Origin of the sequence: Chryseobacterium fluminis, assembly GCF_026314945.1 — a bacterium.
Lineage (GTDB): Bacteria > Bacteroidota > Bacteroidia > Flavobacteriales > Weeksellaceae > Chryseobacterium > Chryseobacterium fluminis.
Genome location: NZ_CP111121.1, coordinates 2,160,907 through 2,177,059, shown reverse-complemented (window position 1 = coordinate 2,177,059; position 16,153 = coordinate 2,160,907). Strand labels below are relative to the sequence as shown.

The window sequence follows — 16,153 nt, the reverse complement described above, 5'->3', positions numbered from 1 at the left end:
TAATTTCTATTTTCTATTATGAAAGCAAAAATAATACAATACCTGACCCTGTTTGTAGCAGCCTTATTCCATGCGCAGACCAATTCAGAAAACTATATTCAGAGCACCACCTGCTTAGATTCAACCTGTATCAGGAAGGTGGAAACCATCCAGTATTTCGATTTTTTGGGAAGACCGAAACAGGTGATCGGGATCAAAGCCACTCCTTCAGGAAAAGACCTGGTCACTCCCATTGTTTATGACGAGCTCGGAAGGCAGACCCGCGATTATCTCCCGGTTCCGCAAAGCGCTACCACCAACGGCCAGATCTATCCGCAGTCTTCGGGACTGAATCCTTATCCCGTGGCCGATGCAGGGAATTTTTACGCCAATGAAAAGATCTTCACCGAGAAAGTGCTGGAAAATTCTCCTCTGGAAAGACTGCTTCAGCAGAAATCGGTGGGAGCAGCGTGGTCGGATAAGCCGGTGGTCTTCGGATACGACATCAATGCGGCTGCAGACCATGTTAAGAAATATGAGGTCTCCACTACCTGGGATACGGCGCAGAAGCTGTACATTAACCAGTTCCAGACTTCTTCTGAATACAGGGCCGGCATACTGATCAAAAATACCGTGACGGATGAAGACGGTAATACCAGCATCGAATTCAAAGACGGTACGGGCCAGACGGTGCTGGTACGTAAAGTGGTAAGTGGTTCCCAGAATGCGGATACGTATTATGTGTACAATGATTATAAGCAGTTGGCCTATGTCATTCCTCCTCTGGCTTCAGGATTGGCGGCTATATCAGCTTCCACTTTGGCAGATCTTTGCTACCAGTACCGGTATGACAGCAAAAACAGGCTTGCCGAGAAAAAACTTCCCGGAAAAGGCTGGGAATATATGGTGTATGATAAACAGGACCGGCTGGTCCTTACCCAGGATGCCAATTTAAGATCTCCTGCCAATAATTTTCTGAAGAGAGGATGGGTCTTTACCAAGTATGACGCTTTCGGAAGGGTAGTATATACCGGTTTTTTTGCCAATACGGCCGACCGGGCGACGATGCAGAATTCGCTGAACAATATGGCTGCCAACGCCGGAAATAATGAAAGCAGGGATAATACCAACCCGATCATCCAGAACGGGGAAAATATTTTCTACACTCAAAATGCTTTTCCTACGGGAAGCATGACGATTCTGACGGTCAATTATTATGATACTTATCCGGCGCTCCCGTCCGGAGTGGTGATCCCGACCGAGATTATGGGACAGAAAGTGCTGAAACAGTTCGGACACAGCACCAGCGGTAAGAATACCAAAGACCTGCCGCTGGCCTCTTATGTAAAAAATATAGAAGACGACAGCTGGACCAAAAGTTTCGTGTACTTTGATGTCAAAGGCAGATCAATCGGCGGGCTAGCCCTGAATCATCTCGGAGGGTATACCAAAACGGAAAGTGAGCTTGATTTTGCAGGCATCACCAGGAAAAGCAAAACATACCATAAAAGACTGGCCGCCGATACCGAAAAAATCATTACCCAGACTTTTGAGTACGACAGTCAGAACCGGCTGATGAAGCACTGGCACCAGGTCAACAGCCAGCCCCAGGAGCTTCTGACGGAGAATAGATATAATGAACTCTCCCAGCTTACCAATAAGAAAGTAGGCAACAATCTGCAGAGCATCGACTATGCCTACAACATCCGCGGCTGGATGACGAAGATCAATGATCCGGCAGCCCTGAACGGAAAGCTGTTCGGTTATGAAATGAAATACCAGAATGCAGCGGCCGGAAAATATAATGGTAATATTTCCCAGGTCGACTGGAGAACGGCGCAGGATGAGGTCCTGAAAAGATATTCGTACCAGTATGATCCGCTGAACCGCCTGAAAAAGGCTACCTATTCTGAACCGAATGCTTCGATTCCGGGCAATGATTTCTTCAATGAAAGCATCGACTATGATATGAACGGAAATATTACCTCCCTGCAGAGAAACAGCAAAGGGGTAAACGGAATTAAAGAACAGATCGATGATCTTACCTACCAGTACAACGGAAACCGACTGAATACGGTAACCGATGCTTCCACCAACTACAGGGGCTATCCCGATGTATCCGGAACCCCTGTTGTGTATGACGACAATGGCAATATGAAGGAGCATAAGGATAAGGGAATTTTAGAGATCCGTTACAATTTCCTTGATCTTCCAACCGCCATGAAATTTGACCAGCTGTACTTTACAAGAGGCGTATGGCAGAACGTGAATACGGCCTTTACCTACCGGGCCGATGGCACCAAACTGAAAAAGGTATATAAATACAGTGAAGACTCGGTATACAAACAGAAAGTCACGGAGTACCTGGATGGTTTCCAGTACGAGATCGTGTCGACCAACGCAGATCCCCTGATCAAATTTGTACCTACCGCAGAAGGGTATTATAATTTTGAGAATAATAAGTATATTTACAGCTATGTAGACCATCTGGGAAATGTGCGCGTAAGCTACTTTAACAATGGAAACAGCGCAGAAGTTCTTGAAGAAAACAACTATTATCCTTTTGGATTAAAGCATGAAGGGTACAATGCCCTAGCCGGAAATCCTGCCTATAAATATCAGTATAACGGTAAGGAGCTTCAACAGGAAACCGGCTGGAACGATTACGGAGCGAGATTTTATATGCCGGATGTTGGAAGGTGGGGAGTTGTTGATCCGTTGGCGGAAATGTATAGAAGATATTCGCCATATAATTATACTGTAAATAACCCAATCAATTTTACAGATCCTGATGGCAGATGGGTTAGAGGAGCGGGATTTTGGAATAACCTAACTAAGTCAGATGCTAGAATCCATGCGGAACAATGGGCCGATCAATTAGGTTCTGGTAATTACAATGTATCTGTTAACAAAGGTAATAATGGAACTTGGAATGTAACATCACATACCCTCAATTTAAGTATTAAAGACACTTTTAATTCAAAAGGATTAGTTAATACACTTTATACAGGTAGTGCTGAAGGAGGAGGTTTAGGTACTGCATCATCACCTGGTAATCCTTGGGGGGCTTCATTTAGCTCTATTCCTGACTCGAGAGGAAAAACTGACATTCAGACAATGGTTGCAGAACATCCTATGGTACAGGAAGCAGCATTGATGGCAGCAACTAGCGGAATTGGAAATGCAATAAGGGGTGCTTTAAGAAGTACTGCATTAACAGCAACCGAAGCAGTAGAAACGGTAGAAACAGCCTCTTTGTCATCACTTAATCCTACTCATGCAATAACAAAGTCAAAAACTCAAATGCAAACTCTTCTTAATGATGTAGCAGCGAATGGAGTTAAGGATCCTATAAAATATGTTGAATTTAATGGGCAAAAATATATAGTTGACGGTCACCATAGGTTTTTTTCAGCACAAAGAGCAGGTATTCAGAATGTGCCAGTTCAGCAGGTTAAGCTCCCATACGCAGGGTATCAAACAACTCAGCATTTAATGATGGAAGGTAGCAGTCCGGGATATTGGAGATATATGAAAGTAAAATAGATTATTATGGCATTATGGCAATATAATTTTCAATTAATTGAAAAAAGAAGTTTATATGATTTATCTAATACTCAAGAATTATTTATAGAGGATGGTTTTTTAGATGAAGAACCATATTGGATATACAGTCACAAACACAAGAATTTATTTTCTGAAATGGATCATGTATTAAAGAAAAATAAATCTTGGAGTAATAGTATTGATTTATATGGTGAGCAGGATTCTAATTGTTTAGAGGTTTATTTTGATAACTCGGATTATATTACCTCTGCATCGTTTAGAATTGATTTTAGAATTCCTTATGAAAATATTTTAGAAAATATTATAATATTTTGCGCTTCAAAAGAATTAGTAATTATTGATGAAAATTTAAATAATGTACAACTCAATTACGAATACATTGATAACATCATCAAGTCATCTAAGCAACGGAAAATATATTTTAGTTTAATGTAACTTCGTAGCAGATAATAAGAGGCCGTCTCACAACTCGTGAAAACGGCCTTTTTTATGAAATTTTCCTGTATCCCTATACGGGAAGGGTCTTCGTTTAAACGATTCTCAACCCACATTGTTTAGTTATGATACACCTTCTTTTCTTTAAAATAAGGGTTACCAGATTAAATGAGATCGCTGCTATAGATTTCGTGATACTACAGTTATTAATTTTTTTTTCGACATAAACAACTCTTCTTAATTTTTAAGGATAATAAGTATATTTACAGCTATGTTGACCATCTGGGAAATGTGCGCGTAAGCTACTTTAACAATGGAAACGGCGCAGAAGTTCTTGAAGAAAACAACTATTATCCTTTTGGATTAAAGCATGAAGGGTACAATACCCTGGCCGGAAATCCTGCGTACAAATATCAGTATAACGGTAAAGAGCTCCAACAGGAAACCGGCTGGAATGACTACGGAGCGAGAATGTATATGCCGGAGCTGGGAAGATGGAGCGTGATGGATGCGTTATCAGAAAAATATAACAGCTATAGTCCGTTTAATTATGCCATCAACAATCCTGTCATGATCATTGACCCCGATGGAAATGATGCCACAACTTACACGGGTCAGAACGCCATTAATGCTTTCATGAACTACAAAGAAAATATGGATGCAGGACGGTCTGCAAATTTCAATCGGTGTCGGCTACTTTTTCTCTTTTGAATGGAGACGGAAAAAATCCGTTTTCGCATATTGATTTTATCCAGTTTGCTCCTACTGATTGGGTATTTAATTTTCTTACTAATTCAGTTTATTGGAATAATAACGCCACGTCTCAGGCAACATCTGATCCTTTTGAAAAGTATCTGGGTAAAACAGGAAATTATATTTCAGCATATGGTATTGTAAGCTTGTTTGCCAATGGAAGGTATAGTGTAAATTTTGAACTTCAGGACATGTTGTCAAGCTTACCAGATCTAAATCAAGCTATAAATGCATCTCTATTTAAAGGAGATTTATATGCAGGAGCGACTATAAGCTCCCCAAGTGACGCTAGAGGTAAAACGCAGATGCAAATGATGGTATCTGAGAATCCTCTCATTCAGGAAGCGGCCTTGGGTATGCTTACGTCAGGTACAGGAAATGTCATATCCCGAAGTGTAAGGACATACAGTGTTTATCAAGGTCTAGAGGAGGGAATAGTAAGATATGTGGGAATAACCTCTAGGAGCCCGGCAACTCGTTTTGCAGAGCATATAGCGAATGGTGGCGAACGGTCTTTGCTTAGATTTGAAACGATAGAAGGAGCGTCCGGATTAACAAGAAGGCAAGCTAGAATTATGGAGCAAAATCTTATTAATCAATATGAACTACAAAAAAATGGAGGACAACTTTTAAATAAGATTAACTCAATTGCACCAAAAAATTGGTGGAAATTTGGAATAGAGAAATAAATGAAAAAATGGCAAAAAGAGTAATTACAAAAATAGGAGATATTTTCGCTGTTCCTATTTCTACAACTGAAAAAAGATATATGCAACTTATTGCATTTGATCTGACTCAGCTTAATAGTGATGTGGTTAGAGCATTCAAGAAAAAATATTCAATTAATGAAAATCCTACTTTAGAAGAGGTGATTGATGATGAAATATTGTTTTACGCTCACTGTGTTACAAAGTTCGGTGCAAAGTTAGAACTATGGGAAAAAATAGGAAATATTGAAGAAGTTGGAAATATAAAAGAAATAATATTCAGAGGAACTTCTCAATTCGGAAGAAAGGAAGGTGAAGAACGTATACTTGTTTCAAATAAATGGTATGTTTGGCGAATCAACGATGATGAAGTTACCAGAGTTAATAAGTTAGAAGGAGAAAATAGAAAATCAGAAATCGGGTTAATTGTAAACCCTTATGATATTGTTGAGAGAATGAAAACCGGAAACTATAGTTTCTTTTATCCTGGTTTTGAATAACGGCAAAAAAATATAAAAGACAAATTAAATGAAATTAAAATCAACAGGAAGTCAGGAAGTTGATTATTTTATACTTGATCTTAGAAATGGTCTGTATGAGTATATGGAGGAATTGGAAACAGCTTATTATCATGACGACATAGATCAGTGATAATTCTATAAAGGTTTTTGCAACAAGATCTAGAGAAGAAGCTATGGATATTGTAGAATCTACAGTTCTTAGTCTGAATGAGCTAAATGAAAGTTGCGATGAAACCTTAATTGAGACCATCGAAAGAGACAAAATAGCTGAAATTATTATTTTAACAGGTCATCTAATGAACTATAATTCGTTAGATGGAGATATTGTTGGAGAATGGAGAGAGTGGTAATGGCTTAATATAATCTTATTTCTCAATAAATAGAAAAGAAGGTGTATCATAATTAAACAATGTGGGTTGAGAATCGTTTAAACGAAGACCCTTCTTGTATAGGATACAGGAAAATTTCTTAAAAAAGGCCGTTTTCACGAGTTGTGAGACGGCCTCTTTGGTTTAAATCGGATGTATCCGGAACACCTGTTGTGTATGACGACAACGGCAATATGAAGGAGCATAAGGATAAGGGAATTTTAGAGATCCGTTACAATTTTCTTGATCTTCCAACCGCCATGAAGTTTGACCAGCTGTACTTTACCAGAGGCGTATGGCAGAATGTGAATACAGCCTTTACCTACCGGGCCGATGGTACCAAGCTGAAGAAAGTATATAAATACAGTGAAGACTCAGTATACAAACAGAAAATCACGGAGTACCTGGATGGTTTCCAGTACGAGATCGTGTCGACCAACGCAGATCCCCTGATCAAATTTGTCCCTACCGCAGAAGGATATTATAATTTTGAGAATAATAAGTATATTTACAGCTATGTAGACCATCTGGGAAATGTACGCGTAAGCTACTTTAACAATGGGAACGGCGCAGAAGTTCTTGAATAAAACAACTATTATCCTTTTGGATTAAAGCATGAAGGGTACAATACCCTAGCCGGAAATCCTGCGTATAAATATCAGTATAACGGTAAAGAACTCCAACAGGAAACCGGCTGGAACGATTACGGAGCGAGAATGTATATGCCGGAACTGGGAAGATGGGGTGTGATGGATCCTTTGGCGGAAGCTCTAAGAAGACATACGCCGTATAATTATGGGGTTAATAATCCCGTGTCTTTTATAGATCCTGATGGAAGATTATCCCAATCTTTTATGGATGGATTATCCGGATTAGGAAGTGGTACTAACACTAATACCGGAAGCGGTTTCAGTGATGGAATGGGAAGCGGGATGGACTATAACGGAAAACGGTTCATAGGAGGAGCTTCAACTCCTAATACAGCATTGGGACCTAGACCAAGTTGGTGGGAACGTGCCGCCAGCTGGCTGACCGATAGATTTAGAGGAAGAGGAGCAGGCATTACAACCACTTTACCGGGGGCCACAGTTTCAAGAGTAGGGACAGTAGAAGTAGGAGCAGTTGCATTGGAAGGATATGACCTCGGTATTATAACGAGGTCGGTTGCCGGAGCTTTAAGAGGAGTTGGCACCGTGGCCGGAACTGTATTAGGAAGTCTAACCCAAGCCGGTATTTGGTCTTTACCATTAATGCTGAATGGAGACAGTTCAAGTGCCCGTGGTTATGATATTCCTCTTACAGGAACAACGGATATACCAGCAGATAAACCAGGAAATTTATATTTATATAGAAATATGAGAAGTGTAAATGGTATACCTATGGTTGGAGAAGGTGCAAATAAACTAGGTTTAAGACCTGCGGATGTTAATTTTCTTTCTAATTCTACGATGATAACTCCTCTTTTTGGAAATGGTTTGTCTGTTACTGTTGGTTATGGAGATATTACACCATCAAACGTGCCTTTTGGGGATAATAAAACGACTCTTTTTAGGGTGCCGGCAAGTTCTTTAGTATCATATGGTTTACTAGGGCAGCCGGTCTATAACTCTAATAATCCTAATTATGGACAAATTCGTCCTGCAATTTCTATGAATATAGGAACATTTAAAACATTAGTTCAAAGTACTGCGCCACTTTGGCAAGCTGTAAAATAATTATGTATGGAAGAAAGAAATATTATTATTAAAAAAATTAAAGATAAGTTAAAAACGGATCTAGTTCCAACAAATATTTGTTCACTAACCCTTGATGAATATAGAAATTTTGTGATATCATTATTTGAGTATATAAATTCATACAAAGATAAATACGTTTTAACATATCATGATTTTAGAGAGTATGCAGATACTATTTATAGAGAAAATGAATTCGAAGATGATTGTTCAGAAAGGTTGGCATTTATAATTGATGAATTAGGAGTTTTTTACACTCAGTCTCCTCACTTTTGGGATTCTAGCTTTGAGAATTTCAAAGATAAAATGATAAGGCATATATCGAAGGGTAGTGGTTTATAAAATGCTTAATATGAAAGAGATAGAGACGTAATTAAAGACAAATTATAAAAAAGTTAGAAATTGAATCCTGAGAACATTTCCAAGATGACATTAGATGAATATAGAAATTTATTATTTCAATGTTTGAATATATAAATACATAGTTGAAAAGAGCTTTAATTTGTTATATAAGTGAAAAATTTAATTTTAACACGCTTCATCATTGTTAGTTTATTGTTGTATTGTTTAGCTATTAAAGCTCAATACAAAAGCTTTAATGATTATTTTTTTAATAATTATATTACTTACTATTCTTTAGGTAATTTTATGGAAAATAATAACATTATTGTTGTGGATGAGTCTGAAAAAATTAGTAAATATGATTTAAATTATCATCATGAAGAAAATGGATTAGTTAAAAATATCCAAATTGTCCATAGAATTCCTAAAGAAAAAAAATATTTGTTTTTATCAGACTACATTGTAAATGAAAATCTTGCAATAGTTTCGTTTTCTCTGTCTGATCATAAAAAGTATATTATTTTTACTTTAAAACGAAAAGATAGCAAAACTAACTGGTGGGAAACAATTAGTATTTACAATGGTAGTATGAATTAATAATTTATGATAAAAATTATACCCTTATCTTGCAGATTTATAAACCTCGAGTCACTAAAAATAACCCTAGTAAAATTGCTGGGGTTTAATTTTAAAATCCAGATGGAAACGATGCCAAAACTTACACGGTCAGGATGCCATTAATTCTTTCATGAACTACAAAGAAAATATGGATGCAGGACGGTTCGCAAATTTCAAATCGGTTTCGGCTACTTTTTCTCTTTTAGATGGAGACGGAAAAAATCCGTTTTCGCATGTTGATTTTACAAAGTTTGGAGCAGATGAGATCGAAGGTTATGGTGGAGGAAGTTCAACAAGCAGTACAGAGCAAAACTGCTGCCCTGACGGGGAAGACCCTTCTTTATGGAGAAAATCTTGGAATTTTATTGCAGATAATGTAATTTCAAAACCAGTTGAGGGAGTGCAGGTTGTAGGATATCTTTTTTACGGAACTGGGCTTGCGCTGGTTGACATTGTTAAAACTGGAGAAGCGGGAGACAAACACATAAAAATGGATATGACCTTATGGGGATTCCAAAATGGCTCTTTGGGAAAGACATTAAATTACAAAGATGGCACTACTATAATGAGCGAGAAGGAGAAATTCAAAAAAATAGCTATTCCTGGGATAGAAACGATGACAATGGGTATTGGGTTTAGATTCAAACCTTTCCAAAGTGCAATAGCAAACTGGGGAGTCAATACAGCTGTCAAAACAGGAGTCAAAAAAGGTATTTATCAATTAGGACCAAAATAACAATTATATGATAGATTTTATATTCGGAGGATTCGGAGCTCTTATCAGATGGGTTTTTATTTATAGATGCAACTCTAAAAAAATGGGGGAAGCATATAATGCCAATCCGGCAATCGAAGGCGGCAAAAACAGCATGGCAGGGTTTTTTATAGTTCCAATAGCGATTATAATCGGGCTATTGATTAGATACCTTGACAGCAAATAAACCCCGGTGGCAAAGTCTCTCGACTTTGAGCGGATAATAAAGAAGGAAGATGTATCACAACTAAACGATGTGGGTTGAGAATCGTTTAAACGAAGACCATTCTCGTATATGGATACAGGAAAATTTCATAAAAAAGGCCGTTTTCACGAGTTGTGAGACGGCCTCTTATTTTAAAATCCAGATGGAAATAACGCCAAAACTTATGGGTCAGGATGCTATAAACGCTTTCAAGAATTACAAAGAAAATATGGATGCAGGACGGTTCGCAAATTTCAAATCGGTTTCGGCTACTTTTTCTCTTTTGAATGGAGATGGGAAAAATCCGTTTTCGCATGTTGATTTTACGAAATTTGGATCTCCTCCGGATGATTTTATATTTAACCAGTATGGAAATTTTGTTAGAATTGATAAAACAATGGATCTGATAGATTAGTTATTGAGAATTCTATGAATGGTCTAGGCAAAACTTCCTATTTTCAGATCCTGTTAAAGACCCAAGAGATATCAGAAATTGTATCATTGATCGAGTTATATTGGTTAGTAAAAATGAAATTATAAATATGTTAAAACAGCAAGGGGCGTTTGATTCTAAGAATAAAAGTAATTGGTCAAATTTTTATACAGAAAGCAAAGGTGGAGGTAAATTTGATTACTCATATTCTGTTTTACCCTTAGAATTTTTTTCCAAGGGAGTTAGTTCTAATCCTTTGAGTAAGCCCTCTTCAGTATTATTTATTCCTGGAAGTGATAACACAGCTCAAAATCATATGAATTTTGGAAATTTTTTATGGGCAACTTCTGGTTATACATTAGGATTTAGTTATTCAACACTACAAATAGCTGCTCATGCAAATAGTTTAATAAATTCAAAAAGTAATGGTTATAAGCCTCAATGGGATTCTGCTGATGATCAGAAATCAATTATTAAAGGTGCCAACTATTCTGAAAGAAATAATTTGAGGGCACTAATAAGAAAATAATTTTAACACTAAAATTAAATAATTATGGCAATTAATTTTTTTAAAATCCTATTTTTTCTAAGTTTCATAAGTTTATATTCTTGTCAGAATTCTAGAAATACAGATATTGACTCTGTAATATCAAAATATGATAATCATAATTTTTCTTTATTTAAGGGATCATTTATTGCAATTAGACAAGAATATCCTACTGAAATTATATATATAATAGGTGATTTAGAGGGCAATAAACCTTTATATTTTGTGCATTATAATGCGGTCCAGAATAGTATAACAAAAATTAATAACTCCTTATTACAAAAATATAATATGGATGATTATTTTGACAAGGAAAAAATTAATAAGCTAATTATTAATTTTAGAAAATATAATTTTAAACTACTGTCTGTAGACGAGAATGATAATGTATTTATTAATCCTTTTGAGATAAATTCCCCAGCAATATTACTGAAAGTTCCAAAAGCATCTGGAGTAGAAAGAATTAGAATGGGATATTTTTATAAAAAATATAAAGCAAATTGGTATATAATTGAATGATATTAATTCGTTAATTTTTTAATCCATGAATGATAAAAATTAGCCCTAGTAAATTGCTAGGGTTAAATTTTAAGTTTTAATGGATTATCCCAATCTTTTATGGATGGATTATCCGGATTAGGAAACGGTACCTACACCAATACCGGAAGCGGTTTTAGTGATGGAATGGGCAGCGGGATGGACTATAACGGAAAACGGTTCATTGGAGGAACTTCTACTCCTAATACAGCATTGGGACCTAGACCCAGTTGGTGGGAACGTACTGCCAGCTGGCTGACTGATAGATTTAGAGGAAGAGGTGCAGGCATTACAACCACTTTACCGGGGGCCACAGTTTCAAGAGTAAGGACCGTAGAAGTGGGACCTGTGGAACCTTATGATCCAATGGTGGGAGTAAGAAATGATAAAGGCGGATTGCAAGACGTTAATATACTTGCTGTTCCGTATATGATTTTGGAAGCCGGTCTAACATAGGCCTTAATGCAGTTAGGGGTTGAAGGACATAAAGCACATAATTCAGCTCAGGTAGCAACACTCCTGTATGCGATGAAAGTTCCGCAAAACATAAACGGAGAACTGGGGGTTCTTAATAAGAGCTCTACAGTGATGAGAGAATTATTGACTGCTGCTAAGTCGGCAGATAAAGGTGGACTTACAGCTGTTGGAAGAGCATTACAAAAGCATGGTAGTAGAGTAGGAAGTGCTTTTCCAAAAGTAACAGGTAATGCAGAAGCTATGAATATGCAAGGAGAGACAGTACTCACTGAAATATTAACACACCCTAAAACTATTTTTACAGCAAGACATCATGCTGGGTTTGGAAATATAGTAGAATACAAAATACCACAAGGGCAAGGAGCTCGATTTAGTGTAGATAATAATAATTTATAGGATTTATAGAACCATAAAAAATGAAAAATTTTGAAATATTAGTAACAGATGTACCAGATAGAGAAAACTTAGTAGCAGAGATTTGGTATAATGAAATTTTGATTGCAGAAATTAATCAAGAGACAGAAAAGTTACAAATAGAATTCTTTCTTAATGAAAAATTAAACTTAGAGCTTGATGCTTTTTGCTACGCATTAGAAACTGCTAAAAATAAAATAATAATTGCTAATGAAAAATATGAATATTAGATCTGATATCTTCATGGGATAAAAAAAATTATGATCCTATGATTTAATTTTAAATAATTTGTGTATTGACTTTTTCAATATCCTTATTTTATTTGAAATAATTTCAAGAAAAACGGTGCAGAAGTTCTTGAAGAAAATAACTATTATCCTTTTGGATTAAAGCATGAAGGGTACAATGCCCTGGCCGGAAATCCTGCGTACAAATATCAGTATAACGGTAAGGAACTCCGACGGGAAACCGGCTGGAACGACTACGGAGCGAGAATGTATATGCCGGAACTGGGAAGATGGGGTGTGATGGATCCTTTGGCGGAAAAGATGACTAGATTTAGTCCTTATAACTATACATTTGATAATCCTATTATGTTCATTGATACAGATGGACGTTGGCCTTATCCAATAAATATACGGGCATTTGCACCCTTCAAAACGTTTGGAGGTGGTTTTGATGGAGATGGAGCTAATAGAGGATATACAACCTCTCTCAGCGCTACTTCAAGATTAAGCCAAAGTTATATTATGGATCCTTCTACTCATAAATATACTAATTTAGTAACTAGATCAGATCCATCACATCATCCGAAATTAGGAACGAAAACAGCTTCTGATGACAAAGGAAATATTTCTGATTTTAAATATAAAGTTAATAAAGACGGTAGTAATACAGTATTTTGGACTTCATCAATGGCAGGACATAATCCATTGGTATTTGCCTCTCCAGATATAGATGTTAAAACTAAATTTTCATTGACTGAAAATACTAAAACGGGTACCTTGGATATTATGGCAGTTCAATCGGGAGACAGATTTCCAGCCGTAGAAACATTTATTCAAGATACTAAGGGAAATGCTTTGTTTATCGGAGTAAGTCCATATGATGGTAACCCTTTTACAAGTTTGCCTGGTAATATTGATAAACCGATGATGACTTCTAATTTTACTGCTACTATTGATGAAAATGGAGTATTTACAGGCGTTAAAATGGGTGATACTCTATTTAGTGTACAAGAATGGAATAAAATGATGCAAAGTACACCGTTAAATGCAGATGATCAGAATAAATCAGGCGGACGATTTGGAGGAAGAGGAGCAAGTGGACGTTGGTAATAACAATTAAAGTTTTTTATGAAAAATATGCGAACAGTATTTTTAACACCTTTATTGATATTAGGATTAATTTCTTGTTTAGGGCGCAGACCAGAGCCTGAAATATATCTAATACAAAATAACTATAGAGGAAAGGTTAATGTAATTTTTAGTCAGTTGAAAGGACAAGAAATTATTTACGAAGGAGATAAAAGGGTATATAAAATCCCTGAAAATGGAATACTCTTAACGAAAGCAAAACCTGAATATGGCTTTGTAAAACATGAATATTATTTTGTAGATTCCTTAGGAAATAGGACTCCAATTAATATATTATTTGATAACCACCAGAACCAGAAAGAAATAGGAATATATAGAGATGGTACTGTTGGTGCATATGGAAATAGCAATGATAAGCAAAGCTTAAAATTTCAGGAATTTTATGTAGCTGATCAGGAATCTTTAGATAAATATTTTTCAATTCAATATAATAATGATTTTTTTAAAGCAGTTAAACAGGTTACAGGGATAGATTTTTAAATCTTTCATTGCTAGTGTGTGCATTTCGCTTTATTTTTTTTAAATAAAAACTCTTAATTTGCAATGCGTTATTGTATTATAATGTTGCAAGATTTTTGTTGAGTTGATACCTTTTTGAGAACTGAATGTATCATTTTTATATACTTTCTAAAGTAGAAATATTTAATAAATTAGGGTGTTCAATACCCTAATTTTTATTTTGAGTTTGGAAAAAAAATACAACAGTTATTTTGAGAAAACAACTATTATCCTTTTGGATTAAAGCATGAAGGGTACAATGCCCTAGCCGGAAATCCTGCGTATAAATATCAGTATAACGGTAAAGAACTCCAACAGGAAACCGGCTGGAACGATTACGGAGCGAGAATGTATATGCCGGAACTGGGAAGATGGGGTGTGATGGATCCTTTGGCGGAATTGTATTATCCAACAAATACATATAATTATGTGCTTAATAATCCATTGAAATTTGTAGATCCAACCGGTATGTGGATTACTATCCAAGATGGAAGTAATACCTATAGATATGTAAACGGGGGATTATATGAACAGAATAAGCAGACAAAAAAATGGGATGTTCAAGTAACCGTGGAGGAAGTAAGTTATGCTGGAAAAATTCTTTCGGCATTAAATTCAATGACTGGAGGTGATAAAAATTCATTTGGTAGTCAATTTTTAGAAAAATTTTCTAATGATCAGATTAATGCATCCTTACAGGATAGTAAAACATTTTCAAGTAAAGAAAGAGTAGGAACAAATTTTACAAGAGGTACTGAAATATATACTTCTTTCAAGCAAAATAATTTCTCCTATACTTCATTATTAGGAGAGAAGCCGAAACAAACTAGGGAAGGATTTTATGTTGATTTGTTTCATGAATTAGGACATACTTGGCTAAATCAGACATACTCTCATACCGAACTTAAAACAATTTGGCTTGATGGTGAAACAAATGGTTTAAGTGGTAATATATATAGCTCTGAAATAGCTGCGTCGTACATTGAAAATATGTTAAGAAATGAACAAGGCTTACCTTTGAGAACAAGTTATAGTGCTGATGTTCAAGAACAAACTACATTGGTAGATGTTGGGACAATTCGGCCTTCGCCTGTACAACTACTTAATGTTGGAAATTCTTTTAATTTTAAAAATAGAGTATTTACAATGCCAAATAGTATTCAGACAATCTATAATAAAATAATAAATAGTAAGAAATGAAACCAGTTAAAAAAATATTTTTTTTGTTGCTAATTAGTGTAACCTTATTTAGTTGTAACTCTATTACCAAACAATATAAGGATTTAACTCTGTATAATAATTTTCAAAGACAAAAGAAGCTTATTAAACCTTTACTTAGTACCGAAAAGAAACCTCTAATCTTAGTAATTTCATGGCGCAAACACTTATTGGAAAATGAAAATCTCCATTATATAGCATTACTATATAATCCTTTAACAGATGAGAAAAAATATTTGTGTACCTCTTCTGAAAAACCTTTTAAAATACAACACCTTAGAAAGTCAGATGACATAGACTACAATTCATTAACATATATATTGGATAATTATCAGAAAGGTAATGAAAAATATCTACTGTCACTACATGACTTATTAGATAGTTCGGAGGCAAATTATTTATATTTTGTTTATGACTTTCAAAAAAATAAAAGAATAAAAATTGCATCAATATTATTAGATGATGAAGGAAAGGTAATTCAATAAAAAAGATCTATGAGAAAAGTACTAGTTATAATCAAATTTTTCCTATAATAAGATCAATCAGAATAATATTTGTTGGGAGTAGCTAAAAAGCTACTCTTGTTCTTTAAAATAAGAGTTGCAAAATTAAATGAGATTGCTGCTATAGATTTCGTGATACTACAGTTATTAAATTTTTTTCTACATAAA

Annotated in this window: 20 protein-coding genes and 3 pseudogenes; all 23 read left to right on the top strand. The window is 35.7% G+C overall.

From position 1 onward, the window contains the following. Positions 1-18: 18 nt before the first annotated feature. A complete protein-coding gene (locus ODZ84_RS09920) occupies positions 19-3,525 on the top strand; it encodes a DUF6443 domain-containing protein (RefSeq protein WP_266176857.1) in 3,507 nt (1,168 codons plus the stop codon). 6 nt (positions 3,526-3,531) lie between these two features. Continuing rightward, positions 3,532-3,981, top strand: a complete 450-nt coding sequence (locus ODZ84_RS09915; protein WP_266176856.1) for a hypothetical protein — start codon at positions 3,532-3,534, stop codon at positions 3,979-3,981. A gap of 291 nt (positions 3,982-4,272) precedes the next feature. Next, positions 4,273-4,692 (top strand): RHS repeat domain-containing protein, encoded by a 420-nt coding sequence (locus ODZ84_RS09910; protein ID WP_323136910.1) that lies wholly within the window; start codon positions 4,273-4,275, stop codon positions 4,690-4,692. Further along, positions 4,668-5,423, top strand: a complete 756-nt coding sequence (locus ODZ84_RS09905) for a hypothetical protein (protein WP_266176855.1) — start codon at positions 4,668-4,670, stop codon at positions 5,421-5,423. Before ODZ84_RS09910 ends, ODZ84_RS09905 begins: the two co-directional genes overlap by 25 nt. A gap of 8 nt (positions 5,424-5,431) precedes the next feature. Beyond that, positions 5,432-5,941, top strand: a complete 510-nt coding sequence (locus ODZ84_RS09900) for a hypothetical protein (protein ID WP_266176854.1) — start codon at positions 5,432-5,434, stop codon at positions 5,939-5,941. A gap of 28 nt (positions 5,942-5,969) precedes the next feature. Continuing rightward, a complete protein-coding gene (locus ODZ84_RS09895; RefSeq protein ID WP_266176853.1) occupies positions 5,970-6,092 on the top strand; it encodes a hypothetical protein in 123 nt (40 codons plus the stop codon). Positions 6,093-6,135: 43 nt separating this feature from the next. Next, entirely contained in the window at positions 6,136-6,312 is a 177-nt protein-coding gene (locus ODZ84_RS09890) for a hypothetical protein (protein ID WP_266176852.1), read from the top strand. Between the two features lie 143 nt (positions 6,313-6,455). Next, positions 6,456-6,917, top strand: a complete 462-nt coding sequence (locus ODZ84_RS23120) for a hypothetical protein (protein WP_323136909.1) — start codon at positions 6,456-6,458, stop codon at positions 6,915-6,917. A gap of 18 nt (positions 6,918-6,935) precedes the next feature. Continuing rightward, positions 6,936-8,045: pseudogene (locus ODZ84_RS23115) on the top strand (RHS repeat-associated core domain-containing protein); the annotation flags it as partial. Positions 8,046-8,051: 6 nt separating this feature from the next. Further along, complete coding sequence (locus ODZ84_RS09880) at positions 8,052-8,405, top strand: hypothetical protein (RefSeq protein WP_266176851.1); 354 nt, start codon at positions 8,052-8,054, stop codon at positions 8,403-8,405. A gap of 171 nt (positions 8,406-8,576) precedes the next feature. After that, the gene (locus tag ODZ84_RS09875; RefSeq protein ID WP_266176850.1) at positions 8,577-9,002 is read left to right on the top strand and encodes a hypothetical protein; all 426 of its coding nucleotides are present in this window, start codon (positions 8,577-8,579) and stop codon (positions 9,000-9,002) included. A 151-nt stretch (positions 9,003-9,153) separates the two neighbouring features. Continuing rightward, positions 9,154-9,759, top strand: a complete 606-nt coding sequence (locus ODZ84_RS09870) for a hypothetical protein (RefSeq protein ID WP_266176848.1) — start codon at positions 9,154-9,156, stop codon at positions 9,757-9,759. Positions 9,760-9,766: 7 nt separating this feature from the next. Next, positions 9,767-9,964: a hypothetical protein gene (locus ODZ84_RS09865; RefSeq protein ID WP_266176847.1), complete on the top strand. Its 198-nt coding sequence runs from the start codon at positions 9,767-9,769 to the stop codon at positions 9,962-9,964. A 181-nt stretch (positions 9,965-10,145) separates the two neighbouring features. Further along, entirely contained in the window at positions 10,146-10,397 is a 252-nt protein-coding gene (locus tag ODZ84_RS09860) for a hypothetical protein (RefSeq protein WP_266176846.1), read from the top strand. A 127-nt stretch (positions 10,398-10,524) separates the two neighbouring features. Continuing rightward, a complete protein-coding gene (locus ODZ84_RS09855; RefSeq protein ID WP_266176845.1) occupies positions 10,525-10,944 on the top strand; it encodes a polymorphic toxin type 44 domain-containing protein in 420 nt (139 codons plus the stop codon). A gap of 24 nt (positions 10,945-10,968) precedes the next feature. Next, positions 10,969-11,481, top strand: coding sequence for a hypothetical protein (locus tag ODZ84_RS09850; RefSeq protein WP_266176844.1), 513 nt, complete (start codon positions 10,969-10,971; stop codon positions 11,479-11,481). A 99-nt stretch (positions 11,482-11,580) separates the two neighbouring features. Beyond that, a complete protein-coding gene (locus ODZ84_RS09845) occupies positions 11,581-11,955 on the top strand; it encodes a hypothetical protein (RefSeq protein ID WP_266176843.1) in 375 nt (124 codons plus the stop codon). A gap of 6 nt (positions 11,956-11,961) precedes the next feature. Beyond that, positions 11,962-12,372 (top strand): hypothetical protein, encoded by a 411-nt coding sequence (locus tag ODZ84_RS09840; RefSeq protein WP_266176842.1) that lies wholly within the window; start codon positions 11,962-11,964, stop codon positions 12,370-12,372. Positions 12,373-12,392: 20 nt separating this feature from the next. Continuing rightward, positions 12,393-12,620 carry a hypothetical protein gene (locus tag ODZ84_RS09835; protein WP_266176841.1) on the top strand — a complete coding sequence of 76 codons (228 nt, stop codon included), beginning with the start codon at positions 12,393-12,395 and terminating at the stop codon, positions 12,618-12,620. A 114-nt stretch (positions 12,621-12,734) separates the two neighbouring features. Beyond that, positions 12,735-13,004, top strand: a pseudogene (locus ODZ84_RS23625) (RHS repeat domain-containing protein); the annotation flags it as partial. A 750-nt stretch (positions 13,005-13,754) separates the two neighbouring features. Then, entirely contained in the window at positions 13,755-14,246 is a 492-nt protein-coding gene (locus tag ODZ84_RS09825; protein WP_266176840.1) for a DUF6843 domain-containing protein, read from the top strand. 234 nt (positions 14,247-14,480) lie between these two features. Further along, positions 14,481-14,735, top strand: a pseudogene (locus ODZ84_RS23760) (RHS repeat-associated core domain-containing protein); the annotation flags it as partial. 725 nt (positions 14,736-15,460) lie between these two features. Continuing rightward, positions 15,461-15,967: a hypothetical protein gene (locus ODZ84_RS09815; RefSeq protein WP_266176838.1), complete on the top strand. Its 507-nt coding sequence runs from the start codon at positions 15,461-15,463 to the stop codon at positions 15,965-15,967. Positions 15,968-16,153 lie beyond the last annotated feature (186 nt).

Bases quoted from the DNA above. Each gene is read 5' to 3' on its own strand.
- ODZ84_RS09920 (WP_266176857.1), top strand. From the start codon at position 19: ATGAAAGCAAAAATAATACAATACCTGACCCTGTTTGTAGCAGCCTTA.
- ODZ84_RS09915 (WP_266176856.1), top strand. From the start codon at position 3,532: ATGGCATTATGGCAATATAATTTTCAATTAATTGAAAAAAGAAGTTTA.
- ODZ84_RS09900 (WP_266176854.1), top strand. From the start codon at position 5,432: ATGGCAAAAAGAGTAATTACAAAAATAGGAGATATTTTCGCTGTTCCT.
- ODZ84_RS09895 (WP_266176853.1), top strand. From the start codon at position 5,970: ATGAAATTAAAATCAACAGGAAGTCAGGAAGTTGATTATTTTATACTT.
- ODZ84_RS09890 (WP_266176852.1), top strand. From the start codon at position 6,136: ATGGATATTGTAGAATCTACAGTTCTTAGTCTGAATGAGCTAAATGAA.
- ODZ84_RS09880 (WP_266176851.1), top strand. From the start codon at position 8,052: ATGGAAGAAAGAAATATTATTATTAAAAAAATTAAAGATAAGTTAAAA.
- ODZ84_RS09870 (WP_266176848.1), top strand. From the start codon at position 9,154: ATGAACTACAAAGAAAATATGGATGCAGGACGGTTCGCAAATTTCAAA.
- ODZ84_RS09865 (WP_266176847.1), top strand. From the start codon at position 9,767: ATGATAGATTTTATATTCGGAGGATTCGGAGCTCTTATCAGATGGGTT.
- ODZ84_RS09860 (WP_266176846.1), top strand. From the start codon at position 10,146: ATGGAAATAACGCCAAAACTTATGGGTCAGGATGCTATAAACGCTTTC.
- ODZ84_RS09855 (WP_266176845.1), top strand. From the start codon at position 10,525: ATGTTAAAACAGCAAGGGGCGTTTGATTCTAAGAATAAAAGTAATTGG.
- ODZ84_RS09850 (WP_266176844.1), top strand. From the start codon at position 10,969: ATGGCAATTAATTTTTTTAAAATCCTATTTTTTCTAAGTTTCATAAGT.
- ODZ84_RS09845 (WP_266176843.1), top strand. From the start codon at position 11,581: ATGGATGGATTATCCGGATTAGGAAACGGTACCTACACCAATACCGGA.
- ODZ84_RS09840 (WP_266176842.1), top strand. From the start codon at position 11,962: ATGCAGTTAGGGGTTGAAGGACATAAAGCACATAATTCAGCTCAGGTA.
- ODZ84_RS09835 (WP_266176841.1), top strand. From the start codon at position 12,393: ATGAAAAATTTTGAAATATTAGTAACAGATGTACCAGATAGAGAAAAC.
- ODZ84_RS09825 (WP_266176840.1), top strand. From the start codon at position 13,755: ATGCGAACAGTATTTTTAACACCTTTATTGATATTAGGATTAATTTCT.
- ODZ84_RS09815 (WP_266176838.1), top strand. From the start codon at position 15,461: ATGAAACCAGTTAAAAAAATATTTTTTTTGTTGCTAATTAGTGTAACC.